The 18,953-nt window shown below is 59.7% G+C and carries 24 protein-coding genes; 13 read left to right on the top strand and 11 right to left on the bottom strand.

All coding sequences use genetic code 11. From position 1 onward, the window contains the following. Window positions 1–83: 83 nt before the first annotated feature. Together NK667_RS22915 and tldD are read left to right on the top strand one after the other, a co-directional pair. Window positions 84–932 carry a carbon-nitrogen hydrolase family protein gene (locus NK667_RS22915; protein ID WP_054049931.1) on the top strand — a complete coding sequence of 283 codons (849 nt, stop codon included), beginning with the start codon at window positions 84–86 and terminating at the stop codon, window positions 930–932. Window positions 933–950: 18 nt separating this feature from the next. Beyond that, window positions 951–2,393 carry a metalloprotease TldD gene (tldD, locus tag NK667_RS22910; protein WP_054049929.1) on the top strand — a complete coding sequence of 481 codons (1,443 nt, stop codon included), beginning with the start codon at window positions 951–953 and terminating at the stop codon, window positions 2,391–2,393. A 48-nt stretch (window positions 2,394–2,441) separates the two neighbouring features. On the opposite strand, the gene yjgA is transcribed toward tldD, so the two are convergent. After that, window positions 2,442–2,966 (bottom strand): ribosome biogenesis factor YjgA, encoded by a 525-nt coding sequence (yjgA, locus tag NK667_RS22905; protein WP_054049927.1) that lies wholly within the window; start codon window positions 2,964–2,966, stop codon window positions 2,442–2,444. A gap of 108 nt (window positions 2,967–3,074) precedes the next feature. On the opposite strand from yjgA, the gene pmbA reads away from it, so the two are divergent. The 6 genes from pmbA (at window position 3,075) to NK667_RS22875 (ending at window position 8,440) form a co-directional block, all read left to right on the top strand. Then, entirely contained in the window at window positions 3,075–4,421 is a 1,347-nt protein-coding gene (pmbA, locus tag NK667_RS22900; RefSeq protein ID WP_054049925.1) for a metalloprotease PmbA, read from the top strand. Between the two features lie 249 nt (window positions 4,422–4,670). Beyond that, complete coding sequence (locus tag NK667_RS22895) at window positions 4,671–5,066, top strand: hypothetical protein (RefSeq protein WP_054616134.1); 396 nt, start codon at window positions 4,671–4,673, stop codon at window positions 5,064–5,066. After that, window positions 5,059–6,435, top strand: coding sequence for a class II fumarate hydratase (locus NK667_RS22890; protein ID WP_054616133.1), 1,377 nt, complete (start codon window positions 5,059–5,061; stop codon window positions 6,433–6,435). The genes NK667_RS22895 and NK667_RS22890 overlap by 8 nt, the downstream gene beginning before the upstream one ends. Before the next feature lie 27 nt (window positions 6,436–6,462). After that, entirely contained in the window at window positions 6,463–6,903 is a 441-nt protein-coding gene (locus tag NK667_RS22885) for a hypothetical protein (protein ID WP_054616132.1), read from the top strand. A gap of 1 nt (window position 6,904) precedes the next feature. Continuing rightward, window positions 6,905–7,516: a superoxide dismutase gene (locus NK667_RS22880; protein WP_054049917.1), complete on the top strand. Its 612-nt coding sequence runs from the start codon at window positions 6,905–6,907 to the stop codon at window positions 7,514–7,516. Window positions 7,517–7,546: 30 nt separating this feature from the next. Then, entirely contained in the window at window positions 7,547–8,440 is an 894-nt protein-coding gene (locus NK667_RS22875; RefSeq protein ID WP_054049914.1) for a ZIP family metal transporter, read from the top strand. Window positions 8,441–8,594: 154 nt separating this feature from the next. Here NK667_RS22875 and NK667_RS22870 read toward each other — a convergent pair whose 3' ends face one another. From NK667_RS22870 to NK667_RS22825, 10 genes are all read right to left on the bottom strand, one after another. Beyond that, window positions 8,595–8,870, bottom strand: a complete 276-nt coding sequence (locus NK667_RS22870) for an HPr family phosphocarrier protein (protein ID WP_054616131.1) — start codon at window positions 8,868–8,870, stop codon at window positions 8,595–8,597. Between the two features lie 15 nt (window positions 8,871–8,885). Beyond that, window positions 8,886–9,743 carry an RNase adapter RapZ gene (rapZ, locus tag NK667_RS22865; protein WP_054616130.1) on the bottom strand — a complete coding sequence of 286 codons (858 nt, stop codon included), beginning with the start codon at window positions 9,741–9,743 and terminating at the stop codon, window positions 8,886–8,888. Window positions 9,744–9,745: 2 nt separating this feature from the next. Continuing rightward, window positions 9,746–10,210: a PTS IIA-like nitrogen regulatory protein PtsN gene (gene ptsN, locus NK667_RS22860; RefSeq protein WP_054049909.1), complete on the bottom strand. Its 465-nt coding sequence runs from the start codon at window positions 10,208–10,210 to the stop codon at window positions 9,746–9,748. A 12-nt stretch (window positions 10,211–10,222) separates the two neighbouring features. Then, window positions 10,223–10,531 (bottom strand): ribosome hibernation-promoting factor, HPF/YfiA family, encoded by a 309-nt coding sequence (gene hpf, locus NK667_RS22855; protein ID WP_054049907.1) that lies wholly within the window; start codon window positions 10,529–10,531, stop codon window positions 10,223–10,225. A gap of 73 nt (window positions 10,532–10,604) precedes the next feature. Next, window positions 10,605–12,098 carry an RNA polymerase factor sigma-54 gene (locus NK667_RS22850; protein ID WP_054616129.1) on the bottom strand — a complete coding sequence of 498 codons (1,494 nt, stop codon included), beginning with the start codon at window positions 12,096–12,098 and terminating at the stop codon, window positions 10,605–10,607. A gap of 184 nt (window positions 12,099–12,282) precedes the next feature. Continuing rightward, complete coding sequence (lptB, locus tag NK667_RS22845) at window positions 12,283–13,008, bottom strand: LPS export ABC transporter ATP-binding protein (RefSeq protein WP_054049904.1); 726 nt, start codon at window positions 13,006–13,008, stop codon at window positions 12,283–12,285. Next, entirely contained in the window at window positions 13,008–13,556 is a 549-nt protein-coding gene (gene lptA, locus NK667_RS22840) for a lipopolysaccharide transport periplasmic protein LptA (protein ID WP_054049903.1), read from the bottom strand. Before lptA ends, lptB begins: the two co-directional genes overlap by 1 nt. Beyond that, window positions 13,543–14,115, bottom strand: coding sequence for an LPS export ABC transporter periplasmic protein LptC (gene lptC, locus NK667_RS22835; protein WP_054050195.1), 573 nt, complete (start codon window positions 14,113–14,115; stop codon window positions 13,543–13,545). Before lptC ends, lptA begins: the two co-directional genes overlap by 14 nt. A 13-nt stretch (window positions 14,116–14,128) precedes the next feature. Beyond that, a complete protein-coding gene (locus NK667_RS22830) occupies window positions 14,129–14,653 on the bottom strand; it encodes a KdsC family phosphatase (protein ID WP_054049900.1) in 525 nt (174 codons plus the stop codon). Continuing rightward, on the bottom strand, window positions 14,653–15,627 hold the full coding sequence (locus NK667_RS22825) for a KpsF/GutQ family sugar-phosphate isomerase (protein WP_054049899.1): 975 nt from the start codon (window positions 15,625–15,627) through the stop codon (window positions 14,653–14,655). Before NK667_RS22825 ends, NK667_RS22830 begins: the two co-directional genes overlap by 1 nt. Window positions 15,628–15,902: 275 nt before the next feature. Between NK667_RS22825 and NK667_RS22820 the strand changes: the two genes are divergently transcribed. Genes NK667_RS22820 through NK667_RS22800 form a run of 5 tightly spaced genes read left to right on the top strand, consistent with a single transcriptional unit; the run spans window position 15,903 to window position 18,931 of the window. After that, entirely contained in the window at window positions 15,903–16,712 is an 810-nt protein-coding gene (locus NK667_RS22820) for an ATP-binding cassette domain-containing protein (protein WP_054049897.1), read from the top strand. After that, window positions 16,712–17,509: a lipid asymmetry maintenance ABC transporter permease subunit MlaE gene (gene mlaE, locus NK667_RS22815; RefSeq protein ID WP_054049895.1), complete on the top strand. Its 798-nt coding sequence runs from the start codon at window positions 16,712–16,714 to the stop codon at window positions 17,507–17,509. Before NK667_RS22820 ends, mlaE begins: the two co-directional genes overlap by 1 nt. Beyond that, window positions 17,509–17,976 carry an outer membrane lipid asymmetry maintenance protein MlaD gene (gene mlaD / locus NK667_RS22810; RefSeq protein WP_054049893.1) on the top strand — a complete coding sequence of 156 codons (468 nt, stop codon included), beginning with the start codon at window positions 17,509–17,511 and terminating at the stop codon, window positions 17,974–17,976. Before mlaE ends, mlaD begins: the two co-directional genes overlap by 1 nt. An 11-nt stretch (window positions 17,977–17,987) precedes the next feature. Continuing rightward, window positions 17,988–18,629, top strand: coding sequence for an MlaC/ttg2D family ABC transporter substrate-binding protein (locus NK667_RS22805; protein ID WP_054049891.1), 642 nt, complete (start codon window positions 17,988–17,990; stop codon window positions 18,627–18,629). Continuing rightward, window positions 18,626–18,931 (top strand): STAS domain-containing protein, encoded by a 306-nt coding sequence (locus NK667_RS22800; protein ID WP_054049889.1) that lies wholly within the window; start codon window positions 18,626–18,628, stop codon window positions 18,929–18,931. Before NK667_RS22805 ends, NK667_RS22800 begins: the two co-directional genes overlap by 4 nt. Window positions 18,932–18,953: the final 22 nt, after the last annotated feature.

The raw sequence follows: 18,953 nt of genomic DNA, 5'->3' as shown, positions 1-18,953 counted from the left end.
CACCACGGTGTATCAGGAAAGACGCCTTTGCGGGCAAGCCTCGCTCCTACAGGTAAGCGTTGATTCGAGATAAGGAAATGTCCATGTCTGTAGCGGTGATTCAAATGGTCAGCCAGAGCGATGTGCTGGCTAATCTGGCCCAGGCCCGTCGTCTGCTTGAACAAGCGGCGAACGCTGGCGCGAGGCTCGCGGTGCTCCCGGAAAACTTCGCGGCCATGGGCCGTCGCGACATCGCCGATATCGGCCGCGCCGAAGCGTTGGGTGAAGGTCCGATCCTGCCGTGGTTGAAACAGACCGCCCGCGCCCTCAAGTTATGGATAGTTGCCGGCACTTTGCCGTTGCCGCCGGTGGATCAGCCGATGGCGAAAGTGCATGCCTGCTCGCTGCTGGTGGATGACCAGGGCGAAACCGTTGCACGGTATGACAAGTTGCACCTGTTCGACGTCGACGTGGCGGACAATCGCGGGCGTTACCGTGAATCCGATGACTATGCTTATGGCAGTGGCGTGGTGGTGGCGGACACGCCCGTCGGTCGGGTCGGCCTGACGGTGTGTTATGACCTGCGCTTCCCTGAGCTGTACAGCGAATTGCGTGCCGCCGGAGCGGAGCTGATCACCGCGCCGTCGGCCTTCACCGCCGTGACCGGCGCGGCCCATTGGGATGTGCTGATCCGCGCACGGGCCATCGAAACCCAGTGTTATGTACTCGCGGCCGCCCAGGGTGGTACCCATCCGGGGCCGCGTGAAACTTATGGACACGCTGCCATTGTCGACCCGTGGGGTCGTGTGGTGGCGCAACAGGATCAAGGCGAGGCCGTGCTGCTGGCCGAACGCGATAGCAGCGAACAGGCGTCGATCAGGGCGCGGATGCCGGTGTCCAGTCACCGGCGCTTTTTCTCGCAGGGCGCCCAGCGACCTGCCTCAGAACGATGAATTTAAGGCGTAAAGCATATGAGCGAGTTGTTGTCCTCAGTCAGTGACCACCTGTTGGCGCCCGGCGGCGTGACCATCGAGAGCCTGCAAAGTGTGCTCGGTGATCTGGCCGGTCCGGGTATCGATGCTGCCGACCTGTATTTCCAGGGCCAGATTTCCGAGTCCTGGGCGCTGGAAGACGGGATCGTCAAGGAAGGCAGCTTCAACCTCGACCAAGGCGTCGGCGTGCGTGCGCAATCGGGTGAGAAAACCGGTTTTGCCTACAGCAATGCCATCACCCTCGAAGCGCTGGGCGCGGCGGCCCGTGCAGCCCGCTCAATCTCTCGTGCCGGGCAGAATGGCACGGTGCAAGCGTTCACTACTCAGGACGTCGCCCAGTTGTACGGGCCGGACAACCCATTGGAAGTGATGACCCGCGCCGAGAAAGTCGACCTGCTCAAGCGTATCGACGTCGCGACCCGCGCCCTCGACCCGCGTATCCAGCAAGTCACCGTGAGCATGGCCGGGGTGTGGGAACGCATTCTGGTGGCGTCCACCGACGGCAGCCTGGCGGCGGATGTGCGGCCGTTGGTGCGCTTCAACGTCAGCGTGATCGTCGAGCAGAATGGCCGTCGCGAGCGCGGTGGTCATGGCGGCGGCGGTCGTACCGATTACCGTTATTTCCTCAGCGATGACCGCGCCATGGGTTATGCCCGTGAAGCCTTGCGTCAGGCGCTGGTGAACCTGGAAGCGATTCCGGCACCGGCCGGTACGTTGCCGGTGGTATTGGGTTCGGGCTGGTCTGGTGTGCTGCTGCACGAAGCCGTCGGCCATGGCCTGGAAGGCGATTTCAACCGCAAGGGCAGTTCCGCGTATAGCGGGCGCATGGGTGAGATGGTGGCCTCCAAGCTGTGCACCATCGTCGATGACGGCACCCTGGCCGGTCGCCGTGGTTCGCTGAGTGTCGATGACGAAGGCACCCCGACCGAGTGCACCACGCTGATCGAAAACGGCGTACTCAAGGGCTATATGCAGGACAAGCTCAACGCGCGCCTGATGGGCGTTGCCCGCACCGGTAACGGTCGTCGTGAATCCTACGCGCACCTGCCGATGCCACGGATGACCAACACCTACATGCTGGCGGGCGAAAGCGACCCGGAAGAAATCATCGCTTCGGTAAAACGCGGCATCTATTGCGCCAACCTCGGCGGCGGCCAGGTGGACATCACCAGCGGTAAATTCGTGTTCTCCACCAGCGAGGCGTACCTGATCGAAGACGGCAAGATCACTGCCCCGGTCAAAGGCGCGACGTTGATCGGCAACGGGCCGGAAGCCATGAGCAAAGTGTCGATGGTCGGTAACGATCTGTCGCTGGACAGCGGTGTGGGGACATGCGGGAAGGATGGGCAGTCGGTGCCGGTGGGTGTCGGCCAGCCAACGCTGAAAATCGATGCGATCACTGTGGGTGGCACAGGATCGTAAGGGATGGAGCTTCGGGCGAGTTGCGTGGCAACCCGCCCGATTCGGGACTTAACGCAGACCGCGTTGAGTCTCGTCCAGCTCACGGATGTACTTGAAGATTTTACGGCTCGATGCCGGTGGCTTGTTGGTCGCCAGTTCGTGCTGGGCCTGACGGATCAGGGAGCGCAACTGTTGACGATCAGCCTCCGGGTAGTCGAGCACGAACTTCTCCAGGACTGCATCGTCGCCAGCGATCAAGCGATCGCGCCAGCGTTCCAGGCCATGGAAACGTTCGTTGTACTGCCGGGTGGAGGCATCGAGTTGATCGAGCAACATCAGAATGGCGTCAGTGTCCTGATCGCGCATCAGCTTGCCGATGAACATAAGGTGCCGTTTACGCGCGATATTCGCGGTGTGCTTGGGCGCATCGGCCAAGGCCCGGCGCATAGCGTCGGTCAACGGCAGTTTTGCCAGCAAGTCAGGCTTGAGCGTTGTAAGGCGTTCGCCGAGGTCAACCAGAGCATGCAGCTCGCGTTTAACCTGGGATTTGCTTTTTTCTCCCGTATCGAGGGAGTCGTCGTAAGAATCAACCATGGTGGCCGTCCGCAAAGAAACGCCGCCATGATAACCAGTCGGGGGCCGCTTGTCCGGCCCGGTCGCTCGAAGGCCCCAGCCGAAAGCAGAATTTGAGTGGAGAACAGCATGAGTGCAGTTGAAAGCGTCGGCCCACAAGCGTTGCCGGCACTGCAAGAGCAAGTCGAGCAGATCATCGCTGAAGCCAAGCGCCAAGGTGCCAGTGCCTGTGAAGTCGCGGTGTCGCTGGAGCAGGGCCTGTCCACGTCGGTGCGTCAGCGGGAAGTCGAAACCGTAGAATTCAACCGCGACCAGGGTTTTGGCATCACCTTGTACGTCGGCCAGCGCAAAGGCTCGGCCAGTACCTCGGCCAGCGGTCCGGAAGCGATTCGCGAAACCGTGGCCGCCGCGCTCGCCATCGCCAAGCACACCTCTGAAGACGAAGCTTCGGGCCTGGCAGACGCCGCGCTGATGGCCAAGGATCTGCAGGATTTCGACCTGTTCCACGAATGGGACATCACCCCCGAGCAAGCCATCGAGATGGCCCTGAGCTGTGAAGCGGCGGCGTTTGCCACCGACAGCCGGATCAAGAACGCTGACGGCACGACCCTCAGCACGCATCAGGGCTGCCGCGTCTACGGCAACAGCCACGGGTTTATCGGCGGTTATGCGTCGACCCGCCATAGCCTCAGTTGCGTGATGATCGCCGAGGCCGAAGGCCAGATGCAGCGCGATTACTGGTACGACGTGAGCCGTCAGGGCAGCTTGCTGGCCGATCCGGTGAGCATCGGCCAGCGCGCCGCACAACGAGCGGCGAGCCGCCTCGGCGCGCGTCCGGTACCGACTTGCGAAGTGCCGGTGCTGTTTTCGGCGGAACTGGCCGGTGGTTTGTTCGGCAGCTTCCTGTCGGCAGTGTCCGGCGGCAGCCTGTACCGCAAATCGTCGTTCCTCGAAGGCACCCTCGGGCAGAAACTGTTCCCGGAATGGCTGACCCTCGATGAGCGTCCGCACCTGATGCGCGCCATGGGCAGTTCGGCGTTCGATGGCGATGGCCTGGCGACCTACGCCAAACCATTCGTCGAAAATGGTGTGCTGGTGTCGTACATCCTCGGCACCTATTCCGGTCGCAAACTGGGTATGCCAAGCACCGCCAACGCCGGCGGCGTGCACAACCTGTTCGTCACCCATGGCGACGAAGACCAGGCTGCGCTGCTGCGCCGCATGGGCCGTGGCTTGCTGGTCACCGAACTGATGGGGCAGGGCCTGAACATGGTCACTGGCGATTACTCGCGTGGCGCGGCGGGTTTCTGGGTCGAGAACGGCGAAATCCAGTTCGCGGTCCAGGAAGTCACCATCGCCGGCAACATGCGCGACATGTTCAAGCAGATTGTTGCGGTGGGGAATGACCTGGAACTGCGCAGCAACATTCGCACCGGCTCGGTGTTGATCGAGCGGATGACGGTGGCGGGTAGCTAAGCCCCGACCGTTACAAAAAAGGCGCGCCATCCCATCGGATGGCGCGCCTTTTTTTATGGGCCTTGCGAAAGTCCCCTTGTGGGAGCGGGCTTGCTCGCGAAGGCGGCGGGTCAGCCGCAAATGATGGTGACTGACACACCGCCTTCGCGAGCAAGCCCGCTCCCACAATGGATCTGTGTATGCCTTCGGGGTTGTTTTGGTTCTCATTATCATCTAATAATAAATCTCATTACCGAATGAGCCCGGATTATGAGTTCTGCCTTGCACGAGCAGCCGTACCTCGAAAGCTGGCGCTGGATGAGTCGCCAGATCCGTTGCGCGATGGATCCCGATGAGCCGCGCCTGATCGAACATTACTTGGCCGAAGGCCGGTATCTGGCCTGTTGTACGGCAACCTCGCCCTGGACCATCGCTGAAACTTCCTTCCGTTTGCTGCTCGACACCGCCGCCGATGTCGCGCTGCCGTGGCACTGGCGCACCTGTTGTCTCGACCAGGCCTGGCGCCCGTTGCGCGAACTCGAACGTCTCTCCCTGTGTAAATGCCGGCTCAAACGCTGGCAGAGCTACACCTGGCAACTGGCGACCTGCGAGTTGCAGCCCTCGATTCCCCTCATAGAACTGGTGCAAGGATTTCCCGATGAGTAACACTCGTATCGAACGCGACAGCATGGGCGAGCTTCAGGTCCCGGAAAATGCTCTCTACGGCGCACAAACCCAACGTGCGGTGGATAACTTCCCGATCAGCGGCAAACCGATGCCGGTGCAGTTCATTCGCGCGTTGATCCTGGCCAAGGCCGCCGCTGCCCGGGCCAACGTCGAGCTCAAGCAGATCAGCGAATCCCAGGGCAAAGCCATCGTCGATGCGGCGCAAGGCTTGCTCGAAGGCGACTTCATGCAGCATTTCCCGGTGGATATCTTCCAGACCGGTTCCGGCACCAGCTCCAACATGAATGCCAACGAAGTGATCGCCACCCTGGCCAGCCGTCTACTCGGCGAGCCGGTGAACCCCAACGATCACGTCAACTGCGGCCAGAGCAGCAACGACATCATCCCGACCACCATCCACGTCAGTGCCGCGCTGGCCTTGCATGAACAATTGCTGCCGGCGCTGGTGCACCTGGTGCAAGTGATCGAGCACAAGGCCGAGCAGGTCCATCACCACGTCAAAACCGGCCGTACGCACCTGATGGACGCCATGCCCGTGCGCATGAGCCAGGTGCTGAATGGTTGGGCGCAACAGCTCAAGGCGAATATTGGCCATCTGCAAGACCTGCTGCCGAGCCTGCAATCCCTGGCCCAGGGCGGCACCGCAGTCGGCACCGGGATCAACGCGCATCCGCAGTTCGCGGCGTTGTTCAGTCAGCAACTGAGCAAACTGACCCAAGTGCAATTCCAGCCAGGCAAGGACCTGTTTGCGCTGATCGGTTCCCAGGACACGGCGGTCGCTGTGTCCGGTCAGCTCAAGGCCACCGCCGTGTCGCTGATGAAAATCGCCAACGACCTGCGCTGGATGAACTCCGGACCATTGGCCGGCCTCGGCGAAATCGAACTCGAAGCGTTGCAGCCGGGCTCGTCGATCATGCCGGGCAAGGTCAATCCGGTAATCCCGGAAGCCACGGCAATGGTCGCCGCTCAGGTGATCGGCAACGACACCGTGATCACGATCGCCGGTCAGTCGGGCAATTTCGAACTCAACGTGATGCTGCCGATCATCGCCCAGAACCTGCTGAGCAGCATCGAGTTGCTGGCCAACTCCAGCCGCCTGCTGGGTGACAAAGCCATCGCCAGCTTCAAGGTCAACGAGGCCCGGCTCAAGGAGGCGCTGTCGCGCAACCCGATTCTGGTCACCGCTCTCAACCCGATCATCGGTTACCAAAAAGCCGCGGAGATCGCCAAGAAGGCGTATCAGCAGGGCCGTCCGGTGATTGATGTCGCCCTGGAACACACCGACCTGTCGCGCAGCCAACTGGAAGAGTTGCTCAACCCAGAGAAGCTCACCGCAGGCGGCGTGTAATCACCGCTACCGCTTTGGAGGCACACCATGGAGCACTGGAAACGCACGATCGAAAGGGCTAATCGCCATTTCATGCAGGGCGAGTTCGTCGATGCCCGCGAGGCTTACTTGCAGGCACTGGCGCTGGCCCAGGTGTTGTTCGAGCGCTGGGCGGATGCAGACGAAGCGGTGGCCGCTTGCGTGATTTCCCATCACAACCTGGCGGACCTGCACTTGCGTCTGAACCAGCCGGAGGAGAGCGCAGAGTACCTGTGCGCGATCCATCAACGGCTGTTGCAGACCATGCAGGACTCGCGGCTGGCCCCGGCCCTGCGCGAAGCCGCATTGCGCCAGAGCAGCAAAACCTACGTCGAACTGCTGAATTTCATCAGTGAACACGGCGAGTACCCGCGCACCCATCGTTTGCTGCACATGGATGCTGCGTCGCCCCGGCATCCGCCTGTCCCCCTTCAACATGGAGTCCATTGAAATGGCTTTTACCCTGCCTGCCTTGCCGTATGCCTACGACGCCCTGGAACCGCATATCGATGCGCAAACCATGGAAATCCACTACACCAAGCACCACCAGACCTATATCAACAACCTCAACGCTGCGGTCGAAGGCACCGAGTTTGCCGAGTGGTCGGTGGAGAAACTGGTGGCAAGCGTCGAGCAACTCCCGGAAAAACTGCGCGCTGCAGTGATCAACCAGGGTGGTGGCCACGCCAACCATTCGCTGTTCTGGGAAGTCATGGCGCCCAACGCCGGCGGAAAACCTGACGGTGCGCTGGCCACGGCCATCGATGAACAACTGGGCGGCCTCGACAGTTTCAAGGACGCCTTCACCAAAGCCGCGCTGACTCGCTTCGGCAGCGGCTGGGCGTGGTTGAGCGTCACGCCGCAAAAGACCCTGGTCGTGGAAAGCAGCGGCAACCAGGACAGTCCACTGATGAACGGCAACACGCCGATCCTCGGTCTGGACGTTTGGGAGCACGCCTATTACCTGCGTTATCAAAACCGTCGTCCGGAATACATCAACGCGTTCTACAACGTGATCAATTGGCCTGAAGTTGCAGCGCGCTATCAGGCTGCGCTGGTTTAAGTCATCTATAAAAACAATCCAAGGCTGACTATGGGCACTGAAACACTGGCGATTGGCAGCGGACGAATGTTTCGTTACGCGTTGGGATCGCTGTTACTGCTGGCGGGTATGACGTTGTTGGGTGCCCAGGGATTGGCATGGCTGGACCTTGAGCCGAAACTGCTGCGTGCCTTGCAGGGTGGGGCGATATGCGCCTTGGGTACTGCGTTGGGAGCGGTGCCGGTGCTGGTGATTCGGCGCATGCCCCAAGCGCTCAGCGATACCTTGCTCGGTTTCGGTGCCGGGGTGATGCTCGCGGCGACGGCGTTTTCGCTGATCGTGCCCGGCATCTCTGCGGCCGAAAGCCTGGGGCTGACACCTTGGGCGGCCAGTGGCCTGATCAGCTTCGGCATCATGCTCGGTGCATTCGGGCTATTTCTGGTGGACCGCAAGGTCTCTGGGGCCAGCCCGGAAATGCTCGTCGGTACGTTGGAACGACCGGTGATCCCGCCGCGAATCTGGCTGTTTGTGTTTGCCATCATTGCCCACAACATTCCTGAAGGCATGGCGGTCGGGGTTTCGGCCGGTGGCGGAATGCCTGATGCCGACAGCCTGGCCATGGGCATCGCTTTGCAGGATGTACCCGAAGGACTGGTGATTGCCTTGGTGTTGGCCGGGGCGGGGATGTCGCGGGTCAAGGCGTTCCTGATCGGTGCCGCGTCAGGGTTGGTCGAACCGGTGTTCGCGTTGTTGTGTGCGTGGCTGGTCAGCCTGGCTGAATTGCTATTGCCGTTGGGTCTGGCGCTGGCGGCCGGGGCAATGCTGCTGGTGGTGACCCATGAGGTCATCCCGGAGTCGCGACGCAATGGTCACGACAAACTGGCTAGCCTGGGATTGTTGATGGGGTTTTGCTTGATGATGGTCATGGATACGGCGCTGGCTTGACGCGGGTTTTGTAGCAGCTGGCGAAGCCTGCGTTCGGCTGCGAAGCAGTCGTCAATCCTGTGCAAGCGGTTTGCGTGTGAGACCGTATTGTCTGATTTCACCACTGCTTCGCAGCCGAACGCAGGCTTCGCCAGCTGCTACACAAGGATGCGGATCAGCCACCTTCGCCGAAGTAGTCGTTGATCAGTGCCACCAATGCTTGCAGCGCCTCTTCAGCCTGTTCGCCTTCAGTGCTCAGGTGGATCTTTGTGCCTTTGCCAGCCGCCAACATCATCATGGCCATGATGCTTTTACCGTCGACTGTGGATTCCGGCGTGCGTCCTACTCTGATCGAGCAATCCTTGAACTCACCGGCAACGCCAACGAATTTTGCAGAAGCGCGGGCGTGCAGGCCCAGCTTGTTGATGATTTCAATTTCCAGAGCAGGCATCGCGTTGTGAATCCTTTAGCTGAGGTCGCGGTGGCGAACCTGGACGTTCTTCAGGGATTGTTGCAGGGCCTGACCCAGACGTTCGGTCAGGTAGACGGAGCGGTGATGACCGCCGGTGCAGCCAATGGCAATGGTGACGTAGGCGCGGTTGCTGGCGGCAAATCGCGGTAGCCACTTGAACAGGTAACCGTAGATATCCTGGAACATCTCTTCGACGTCCGGCTGCGCAGCCAGGTACTCGGCCACTGGTTGATCGAGTCCTGATTGCGCTCGCAGCTCCGGTTTCCAGTACGGATTGGGCAGGCAACGCACGTCGAACACCACGTCGGCATCTACCGGCATGCCACGCTTGAACCCGAAAGACTCCACCAGGAACGCCGTGCCGGGCTCCGGCTGGTTCAGCAGGCGCAATTTGATGGTGTCGCGCAACTGGTACAGGTTCAGGCTGGTGGTGTTGATCTTGAGGTCAGCCAGATCGGCGATCGGCCCCAGCAACTGCGTCTCGTCTTCGATCGCCTCGGCCAGTGAGCGATTGGCGTTGCTCAGCGGGTGGCGGCGGCGGGTTTCCGAGAAACGCTTGAGCAGGGTTTCTTCATCGGCGTCCAGGTACAGCACATCGCACTGGATATGCCGGCTGCGAACTTCTTCAAGTAATTCGGGAAAGCGCGAGAGGTGGCTGGGCAGGTTGCGCGCGTCGATGGACACGGCGACCAGCGGCTGTGCCAGCTCGGTATGAATCAGGGCGCGTTCGGCCAGTTCCGGCAGCAAACCGGCGGGCAGGTTGTCGATGCAGTAGTAGCCGTTGTCCTCAAGGACATTGAGCGCGGTACTTTTACCGGAGCCGGAACGGCCACTGACAATGATCAGGCGCATGATTAGTGACCGTTTTGCTCGTCCAGGACAACCTGATACAAGGCTTCGTTGCTCGGGGCACTGCGCAGTTTTTCGCGTACTTCCTTGCGATCGAGCATGCTGGCGATCTGGCGCAGCAACTCCAGGTGCGCATCGGTGGCGGCTTGCGGGACGAGCAGGACAAACAGCAAGTCAACCGGGGCGCCGTCGATGGCGTCGAAATCGATAGGTGCATCAAGGTGCATCAGGGCGCTGATGGGGGAGTTGCAACCCTTGAGGCGACAGTGGGGGATGGCGATGCCGTTGCCAAAACCGGTCGAACCGAGTTTTTCACGGGCAATCAGAGCCTCGAAGACATCTTGCATCTCCAGATCCGGCACTTCCCGGGCGATCAGGTTGGCAATTTGCTCGAGGGCTTTCTTTTTACTGCCGCCCGGCACGTTCACGAGGGAACGGCCGGGGGTCAGGATATTTTCAAGTCGGATCATGGGTAGGGAGTGTTAACGACCGGTCGCGCCCTGGAGGAGGCTCTGGGTCTTTTCCTTATGCTTTTTGAGTTGTTTATCCAGCTTGTCGGTAAGTGAGTCGATCGCCGCGTACATATCGGTATGTTCCGCGTTGGCGACCACTTCACTGCCGGGAATATGCAGGGTGGCTTCGATTTTCTGCTTCAGCTTTTCGACCGTCATCGTCACCTGCACATTGGTGATCTTGTCGAAATGCCGCTCTAATCGTTCGAGTTTTTCGCCGATGTAGGCGCGCAGGGGTTCGGTCACTTCCAGTTGGTGTCCACTGATGTTGACTTGCATACAGCTTCTCCTTCGTTGCCAGTGCATAAAGCGGCAGGTAGAGGTACCTGCCACTGGAACGCTGTGCTGTGGCTTACATCAACCGCTTGCGTTCGCTCGAAGGCGCGATCCCGAGGGACTCGCGGTACTTGGCGACGGTGCGGCGAGCCACCTGAATGCCTTGTGCCTCCAGTAAACCAGCGATCTTGCTGTCACTCAACGGCTTTTTCTGATTTTCCGCGGCAACCAGTTTTTTGATGATCGCGCGGATCGCTGTGGACGAGCATTCACCGCCTTCAGAGGTGCTGACATGGCTGGAGAAAAAGTATTTCAGCTCATATATGCCCCGAGGGGTATGCATGAACTTCTGGGTAGTTACCCGCGAAATCGTCGATTCGTGCATGCCCACTGCTTCGGCGATGTCATGCAGGACCAGCGGTTTCATGGCTTCGTCGCCGTATTCCAGGAAGCCGCGTTGGTGCTCGACGATCTGGGTGGCCACTTTCATCAGGGTTTCGTTGCGGCTTTGCAGGCTCTTGATGAACCAGCGGGCTTCCTGCAACTGATTGCGCATGAAGGTGTTGTCGGCGCTGGTGTCGGCGCGGCGTACGAAACCGGCGTACTGGGCGTTGACCCGCAGCCGTGGCACCGACTCCTGGTTCAACTCCACCAGCCAGCGCTCGTTGTCCTTGCGCACGATCACGTCGGGAACGACGTATTCGGCTTCGCTGGACTCGATTTGCGAGCCCGGACGCGGGTTCAGGCTCTGGACCAGTTCGATGACCTGGCGCAGTTCATCTTCCTTGAGTTTCATGCGGCGCATCAACTGGCTGTAGTCGCGGCTGCCGAGCAGGTCGATGTAATCGGTGACCAGGCGCTTGGCCTCGGCCAGCCAAGGCGTCTTGGCGGCCAGTTGGCGCAATTGCAGCAACAGGCATTCGCCCAGGTTGCGGGCGCCGATTCCGGCCGGTTCGAATTGCTGGATGCGGTGCAGGACGGCTTCGATTTCGTCCAGTTCGATGTCCAGTTCCGGATCGAAGGCTTCGAGGATTTCCTCGAGGGTTTCGTCCAGATAGCCCTGATTGTTGATGCAATCGATCAGGGTCACGGCGATCAGGCGATCGGTGTCGGACATCGGTGCCAGGTTGAGTTGCCAGAGCAGGTGGCTTTGCAGGCTCTCGCCGGCCGATGTGCGGGTGGTGAAATCCCACTCGTCGTCATCGTTGCTCGGCAGGCTGCTGGCGCTGGTCTGGTAGACGTCTTCCCACGCGGTATCGACGGGCAGCTCGTTGGGAATGCGCTCGTTCCAGTCGCCTTCCTCGAGGTTATCCACCGTCGGGGCGGTTTCCTGGTAGGAGGGTTCCGAAACATCGGCGTTGGGTTGCTGTTCGGCTTTGTCGGCCAAGGGGTCGGCGTTATCGAAGTCGTCGCCTTCTTCCTGGCGTTCGAGCATCGGATTGGACTCCAGGGCCTCCTGGATTTCCTGTTGCAGGTCCAGGGTCGACAATTGGAGCAGGCGGATGGCCTGTTGCAGCTGAGGTGTCATCGTCAGCTGCTGGCCCATTCTCAAGACTAGCGATGGTTTCATGGCAGGGGCTTAACACCTTATTCGCCGGCGCGCATGCGCCATCCACTACAGGGCGCCGGAGCGCCAAACTTAAGCAAATTATATGCCCGATACTGCAGGGTTTGCCTAGAGCGCTGTAACAATAAAAAAATGTTGATTTTTTATCGATACAAGCGCTCGGGCTTCCAGCCAGACACCTCAGTGCTTAAAGGCGGAACTCATGGCCCAGGTACACTTCCTTGACCAGTTCGTTGGCCAGGATGGTGGCAGAGTCACCTTCGGCGATCAGCTGGCCATCGTTGACGATGTAGGCGGTTTCGCAGATATCCAGGGTTTCACGGACGTTGTGGTCGGTGATCAGCACGCCAATGCCCTTGGCCTTGAGGTGATGGATGATCTGTTTGATGTCGCCTACCGAAATCGGGTCTACACCGGCGAAAGGTTCGTCGAGCAGGATGAATTTCGGGTTGGTGGCCAGCGCGCGGGCGATTTCTACCCGGCGGCGTTCACCACCGGACAGGCTCATGCCCAGGTTGTCGCGGATATGGCTGATGTGGAATTCCTGCAGCAGGCTTTCCAGCTCTTTGCGGCGACCGGCCTTGTCGAGTTCCTTGCGGGTCTCGAGGATGGCCATGATGTTGTCGGCCACCGACAGTTTGCGGAAGATCGACGCTTCCTGCGGAAGATAGCCGATACCGGCCTTTGCACGACCGTGCATCGGCTGGTGGCTGACGTCCAGGTCGTCGATCAGTACGCGGCCCTGATCGGCCTGTACCAGGCCGACGATCATGTAGAAACAGGTGGTCTTGCCGGCGCCGTTCGGGCCCAGCAGGCCGACGATCTGACCGCTGTCGATAGACAGGCTGACATCACGCACGACCTGGCGGCTCTTGTAGCTCTTGGCCAGATGCTGAGCTTTCAGGGTTGCCATTAATTGGCCTTTTTCTGGTCGGTTTTCGGCTTCGGCTGGATCACCATGTCAATGCGCGGACGCGATTCGGTGACCTTGTTACCCGTGGCACGACCGGCGCTCGCCAGTTTCTTGACCGTGTCGTAGACGATTTTCTCGCCCTGGGTGGTGTTGTTGTCTTTGTCGACAACCTTGGCCTTGTCGATCAGCACGACGCGGTTTTGCGCGGCGTGGTACTGGATGGTCACGCCCCAGCCCTGGACAGGCTTGGAGTCGCCAGCGGTCTGCAGTTGCTCGAAGTAGGCAAGGTTGCCCACCGAGGTCACGACATCGATGTCACCGGCCGGGGTGCGGGTGATGGTCACGGTGTTGCCGGTGACCTTCATCGAGCCCTGGGTAATGATCACGTCGCCTTTATAGGTGGCAACGCCGTTCTTGTCGTCCAGCTGGGCATCGTCGGCCTGAATGCGGATAGGCTGCTCTTGATCGTTCGGCAGAGCCCAGGCGCTCACGCTTCCCAGTGCTGCGCCCAGACTGAGCAAAATAGGGAGAGTTTTAACGAGCCTCATACTGTCCTCTTACGTTCGATAGCAGGTGTATCCTGCTTTCTTTCAAATACGCTTTCATTCCGTTGCCAGTCGATACACCGCCAGCGCCGTCGATTCTAACGGGTTGGTCGGTCTGCGCATATTGCTGCTGCGGGAACACTGTCATACGGGTGCTGGTAACAATCAATTCACGCTTCTGTTCATCGGTGCGCGCAATGCGGACCGAGTCGATCAGCTCTACCTGTGTGCCGTCTGCATTCACTTCGCCACGCAAACTCGTGACATGCCAAGGGAATTCGGTGCCGCGATACATGTTCAGGTCCGGGTTGGTCAGCAGCGACACGTCGGTCGCCTTGAGGTGCTCGACCTTGTCGGACGTCAGGTCGTACTGCAAGCCGCCGTCGGGCAGATACTGAACGCTGTGAGCGTTGAGTGCGTAATAGTCGATTGCGCTTTCATCGACTTTTGCCACTGGCTTGTCGAGGAAGCGTTCCGGGCTGATGTTCCAGTAGCCGACCGCAGCGAATATCGCAGCGATGCAACCGAAGAGCATGAACCTGCGAAACTTTTTGCTCAGAATAAACATAATTGGCTCACAAATACGCGGCGTTGGCCGCATCCAGGCGGCCTTGGGCGCGCAGGATCAGTTCGCAGAATTCGCGGGCGGCACCTTCGCCGCCACGGGCCAGAGTGACACCGTGGGCGTGTTCGCGCACAAAACTGGCGGCATTGGCCACCGCCATGCCCAGGCCGACGCGGCGAATCACCGGCAGGTCCGGTAGATCGTCACCGAGGTAGGCAACCTGTTCATAGCTTAGGTTGAGTTGGCCAAGAAGCTCGTCAAGTACAACGAGTTTGTCTTCGCGACCCTGGTAAAGATGTGGAATGCCGAGGTTTTTCGCTCGACGTTCGACTACCGGGGTTTTACGGCCGCTGATGATAGCGGTCTGCACGCCGGCTGCCATCAACATCTTGATGCCCTGGCCGTCGAGGGTGCTGAAAGTCTTGAATTCACTGCCGTCTTCGAGGAAGTACAGGCGCCCGTCGGTGAGGACGCCGTCGACGTCGAAAACCGCCAGCTTGATGTTCTTGCCGCGTTGCAGCAGGTCGTCGCTCATTACATTACTCCTGCACGCAGAAGATCGGAGAGGTTGAACGCGCCTACCGGGCGGTCATCCTTGTCGACGACTACCAGTGCGTTGATTCGATGGTCTTCCATGATTTTCAGGGCTTCAGCTGCCAGCATATCGGGCCGGGCGGTCTTGCCATGAACAGTCATGACCTCGTCGATGGTCGTGTGGTGGATATCGATGGTCCGGTCGAGGGTGCGGCGCAAATCGCCGTCGGTGAAGATCCCGGCCAATTTGCCGTCGGCCTCCACGATCGCGGTCATGCCCAGGCCCTTGCGGGTCATTTCCATCAAGGCGTCCTTGAGCAGCGTGCCACGTTGCACCTGGGGCAATTCTGCGCCGGCGTGCATGACGGTTTCGACTTTCAGCAGCAGGCGTCGGCCCAGCGCGCCGCCCGGATGGGAAAACGCGAAGTCTTCAGCGGTAAAGCCGCGCGCCTCCAGTAGCGCAACGGCCAGGGCATCGCCCATCACCAGTGCGGCGGTAGTCGAGGAGGTCGGCGCCAGGTTCAGGGGGCAGGCTTCGTGCTCCACGTGAACGTTGAGATTGATCTCGGCGGCCTTGGACAGCGGTGAGTCTGGATTACCGGTCATGCTGATCAGCTTGATGCCCTGGCGCTTGATCAGCGGCAGCAGGGTGACGATTTCATTGGTGGAGCCGGAGTTCGACAGCGCCAGGATAATGTCGTCGCGGGTGATCATGCCCATATCGCCGTGGCTGGCTTCAGCCGGGTGAACGAAGAAAGCCGTGGTGCCGGTGCTGGCCAGGGTGGCGGCAATCTTGTTGCCGATATGGCCGGATTTGCCCATGCCCAGCACGACCACGCGGCCTTTGCTGGCCAGAATCATCTCGCAAGCGCGTACGAAATCTGCGTCGATATGGGGCAACAAGCCTTTTACGGCTTCCACTTCGAGGCGGATGGTGCGTTGTGCCGATTGAATCAGGTCGCTGGATTGGCTCATGTCAGAATCGTATAGCCCGATGAAAAGGCGGCGATTATAGCGGTAATGATCGAAACCCTCACGCTAGTTCGTCGTGCTTTGTAAATCCCTGTTACGGAAACCCTCCAAATCAGCGTTTTCGCCTGTCATATTGCTGAACATGCGCCGGCTTGGGCCTTTGGCGCTTGCCCGTTGCAGTGATATAGTTCGCCGCCAGTTCGGCCTGCCCGGGGAGGTATGTGCTTTCGTCAGAAAGTCAGGCGTCCGAGTGAGAGGCTGCATCGCAAGGAGTTTAGATGAGTGCCGATAACGCCTACGCGGTCGAGCTGAAGGGACTGACCTTCAAGCGCGGTACGCGCAGCATTTTCAATAACGTCGATATCCGCATCCCGCGCGGCAAGGTCACCGGCATCATGGGTCCTTCCGGGTGTGGCAAGACCACGCTGTTACGGCTGATGGGCGCACAGTTGCGACCTACCAGCGGCGAAGTCTGGGTCAACGGCCAAAATTTGCCCAAATTGTCTCGCAGCGACCTGTTCGATGCGCGCAAGCACATGGGCGTGCTGTTTCAAAGCGGCGCGCTGTTTACCGATCTCGATGTATTCGAGAACGTTGCCTTTCCGCTGCGGGTTCATACCGAGCTGCCGGAAGAAATGATCCGTGACATCGTCCTGCTCAAATTGCAGGCCGTGGGTTTGCGTGGCGCCATCGACCTGATGCCGGACGAATTGTCCGGCGGCATGAAGCGTCGTGTCGCGCTGGCCCGGGCCATTGCCCTTGATCCGCAGATCCTCATGTATGACGAGCCCTTTGTGGGGCAGGACCCGATCGCCATGGGCGTGCTGGTGCGCCTGATCCGCCTGCTCAACGACGCGCTGGGCATCACCAGTATCGTGGTTTCCCACGATCTGGCGGAAACCGCGAGCATTGCCGACTACATCTATGTGGTCGGCGAGGGGCAAGTGTTGGGGCAGGGCACGCCTGAAGAGCTGATGAACTCGCAAGAGCCGCGTATCCGTCAATTCATGACAGGCGAACCCGATGGTCCGGTCGCTTATCACTTTCCAGCGACGGATTACCGCGCAGATCTTCTGGGGAAGCGCTGATGCGCAAGATTTCACTAATAGAAAAAGTGCGCCGGTTCGGCCGGGCGGCGATAGATGCCGTCGGGGTGTTCGGGCGTGCGGCGATTTTCCTGTTTCATGCGTTGCTGGGTCGCGGCGGTATTGGCGGCGGTTTCGGCTTGCTGATCAAACAGCTGCATTCGATCGGCGTGATGTCCCTGGTGATCATCGTGGTTTCCGGGGTGTTCATCGGCATGGTGTTGGCGCTGCAAGGCTTCAACATCCTGTCCAGCTACGGTTCGGAGCAGGCTGTCGGGCAGATGGTTGCCCTGACATTGCTGCGTGAACTGGGGCCGGTGGTGACGGCACTGCTGTTCGCCGGGCGTGCCGGTTCGGCCCTGACCGCCGAAATCGGCAACATGAAGTCCACCGAGCAGTTGTCCAGTCTGGAAATGATTGGCGTCGACCCGCTCAAGTACATCGTTGCCCCGCGCCTGTGGGCCGGTTTCATTTCCCTGCCGGTGCTGGCGATGATTTTCAGCGTCGTCGGGATCTGGGGCGGTTCGTGGGTGGCAGTCGACTGGCTGGGCGTCTATGACGGCTCCTACTGGGCGAACATGCAAAACAGCGTGACGTTCAATGGCGACGTGCTCAACGGCATCATCAAAAGCATCGTTTTCGGGTTCGTCGTGACCTGGATTGCCGTATTCCAAGGCTATGACTGCGAGCCCACTTCCGAGGGGATCAGTCGTGCCACAACCAAGACCGTGGTGTATGCCTCTTTGGCAGTGCTCGGCCTGGACTTTATTCTGACCGCCTTGATGTTTGGAGATTTCTGATGCAAAACCGCACCCTGGAAATCGGTGTCGGCCTTTTCTTGCTGGCTGGCATTCTGGCTTTGCTGTTGCTTGCGCTGCGAGTCAGTGGCCTGTCCCCGACTGCAAACGCCGAAACGTATAAACTTTATGCGTACTTCGACAATATCGCCGGTTTGACTGTCAGAGCTAAAGTGACCATGGCCGGTGTGACCATCGGCAAGGTCACGGCAATCGATCTGGACCGCGACAGTTTCACCGGCCGGGTGACCATGCAACTGGAAAAGCGCGTAGATAATCTGCCGACTGACTCCACTGCATCTATCCTGACGGCTGGCCTGTTGGGCGAGAAGTACATCGGTATCAGCGTGGGCGGGGAACAAGCCTTGCTCAAGGATGGCGGGACTATCCATGACACCCAGTCATCGCTGGTGCTCGAGGACCTGATCGGTAAATTCCTGCTCAATACCGTTAGCAAAGACGCCAAATGAGGAGCTTTTGAATGATCTCTACCTTGCGACGTGGCCTGTTGGTTGTACTGGCGGCCCTGCCGTTGATGGCTAACGCCGTGGCGGCGCCTTCGGCGCACGATCTGGTTCAGGACACCACGACCCGGATGCTCGCCGACCTGTCGGCCAATAAAGAGAAGTACAAGCAGGATCCCGCAGACTTTTACACGGCGCTGAACACCATCGTCGGGCCTGTGGTGGATGCCGAAGGTATTTCCAAGAGCATCATGACGGTCAAGTATTCGCGTAAAGCAACACCAGCGCAGATGCAGACGTTCCAGGAAAACTTCAAGAAAGGCCTGTTCCAGTTCTATGGCAACGCCTTGCTTGAGTACAACAACCAGGGCATCACCGTTGAGCCAGCCAAGGACGAGTCGGGCGACCGCACCAGCGTTGGCATGACGGTCAAGGGCAGCAATGGTGCGGTTTACCCAGTGCAGTACACGCTCGAGAAGATCAATGGCGAGTGGAAACTGCGCAACGTGATCATCAATGGCATCAACATTGGCAAGCTGTTCCGCGATCAGTTCGCTGACGCGATGCAGCGCAATGGCAACGACCTGGACAAGACCATCAACAATTGGGCCGGGGAAGTCGCTAAAGCCAAGGAAGCCACCGAGAAGAAAGCACAATGAGCGAGTCGGCCGTTCGCATGAGCGAAACCGGCGAGTTGCTGCTCAGCGGCGTGCTGGATTACCGCACCGGCCCTGACTTGCGCAAGCAGGGCCAGGCGCTGATCAAGTCCAGCAATGCCGCAGCCGTGGTGGTTGATTGTTCGGCAGTGGTGAAGTCCAGCAGTGTCGGCTTGTCGCTGCTGCTGTGCTTCATGCGCGATGCCCAGGCGGCCGGCAAGGCCCTGAGCATCCGCGCAATGCCTGAAGACATGCGTGAAATCGCTCAGGTCAGCGAATTGACCGAGCTGTTGGCGCACCCCTAACGACATCCATTAAAGAAGCCCC

Origin of the sequence: Pseudomonas nunensis, assembly GCF_024296925.1 — a bacterium.
GTDB lineage: Bacteria > Pseudomonadota > Gammaproteobacteria > Pseudomonadales > Pseudomonadaceae > Aquipseudomonas > Aquipseudomonas nunensis.
This window is presented reverse-complemented; position numbering and strand designations above follow the sequence as displayed.

Bases quoted from the DNA above. Each gene is read 5' to 3' on its own strand.
- NK667_RS22915 (WP_054049931.1), top strand. From the start codon at position 84: ATGTCTGTAGCGGTGATTCAAATGGTCAGCCAGAGCGATGTGCTGGCT.
- tldD (WP_054049929.1), top strand. From the start codon at position 951: ATGAGCGAGTTGTTGTCCTCAGTCAGTGACCACCTGTTGGCGCCCGGC.
- yjgA (WP_054049927.1), bottom strand. From the start codon at position 2,966: ATGGTTGATTCTTACGACGACTCCCTCGATACGGGAGAAAAAAGCAAA.
- pmbA (WP_054049925.1), top strand. From the start codon at position 3,075: ATGAGTGCAGTTGAAAGCGTCGGCCCACAAGCGTTGCCGGCACTGCAA.
- NK667_RS22895 (WP_054616134.1), top strand. From the start codon at position 4,671: ATGAGTTCTGCCTTGCACGAGCAGCCGTACCTCGAAAGCTGGCGCTGG.
- NK667_RS22890 (WP_054616133.1), top strand. From the start codon at position 5,059: ATGAGTAACACTCGTATCGAACGCGACAGCATGGGCGAGCTTCAGGTC.
- NK667_RS22885 (WP_054616132.1), top strand. From the start codon at position 6,463: ATGGAGCACTGGAAACGCACGATCGAAAGGGCTAATCGCCATTTCATG.
- NK667_RS22880 (WP_054049917.1), top strand. From the start codon at position 6,905: ATGGCTTTTACCCTGCCTGCCTTGCCGTATGCCTACGACGCCCTGGAA.
- NK667_RS22875 (WP_054049914.1), top strand. From the start codon at position 7,547: ATGGGCACTGAAACACTGGCGATTGGCAGCGGACGAATGTTTCGTTAC.
- NK667_RS22870 (WP_054616131.1), bottom strand. From the start codon at position 8,870: ATGCCTGCTCTGGAAATTGAAATCATCAACAAGCTGGGCCTGCACGCC.
- rapZ (WP_054616130.1), bottom strand. From the start codon at position 9,743: ATGCGCCTGATCATTGTCAGTGGCCGTTCCGGCTCCGGTAAAAGTACC.
- ptsN (WP_054049909.1), bottom strand. From the start codon at position 10,210: ATGATCCGACTTGAAAATATCCTGACCCCCGGCCGTTCCCTCGTGAAC.
- hpf (WP_054049907.1), bottom strand. From the start codon at position 10,531: ATGCAAGTCAACATCAGTGGACACCAACTGGAAGTGACCGAACCCCTG.
- NK667_RS22850 (WP_054616129.1), bottom strand. From the start codon at position 12,098: ATGAAACCATCGCTAGTCTTGAGAATGGGCCAGCAGCTGACGATGACA.
- lptB (WP_054049904.1), bottom strand. From the start codon at position 13,008: ATGGCAACCCTGAAAGCTCAGCATCTGGCCAAGAGCTACAAGAGCCGC.
- lptA (WP_054049903.1), bottom strand. From the start codon at position 13,556: ATGAGGCTCGTTAAAACTCTCCCTATTTTGCTCAGTCTGGGCGCAGCA.
- NK667_RS22830 (WP_054049900.1), bottom strand. From the start codon at position 14,653: ATGAGCGACGACCTGCTGCAACGCGGCAAGAACATCAAGCTGGCGGTT.
- NK667_RS22825 (WP_054049899.1), bottom strand. From the start codon at position 15,627: ATGAGCCAATCCAGCGACCTGATTCAATCGGCACAACGCACCATCCGC.
- NK667_RS22820 (WP_054049897.1), top strand. From the start codon at position 15,903: ATGAGTGCCGATAACGCCTACGCGGTCGAGCTGAAGGGACTGACCTTC.
- mlaE (WP_054049895.1), top strand. From the start codon at position 16,712: ATGCGCAAGATTTCACTAATAGAAAAAGTGCGCCGGTTCGGCCGGGCG.
- mlaD (WP_054049893.1), top strand. From the start codon at position 17,509: ATGCAAAACCGCACCCTGGAAATCGGTGTCGGCCTTTTCTTGCTGGCT.
- NK667_RS22805 (WP_054049891.1), top strand. From the start codon at position 17,988: ATGATCTCTACCTTGCGACGTGGCCTGTTGGTTGTACTGGCGGCCCTG.
- NK667_RS22800 (WP_054049889.1), top strand. From the start codon at position 18,626: ATGAGCGAGTCGGCCGTTCGCATGAGCGAAACCGGCGAGTTGCTGCTC.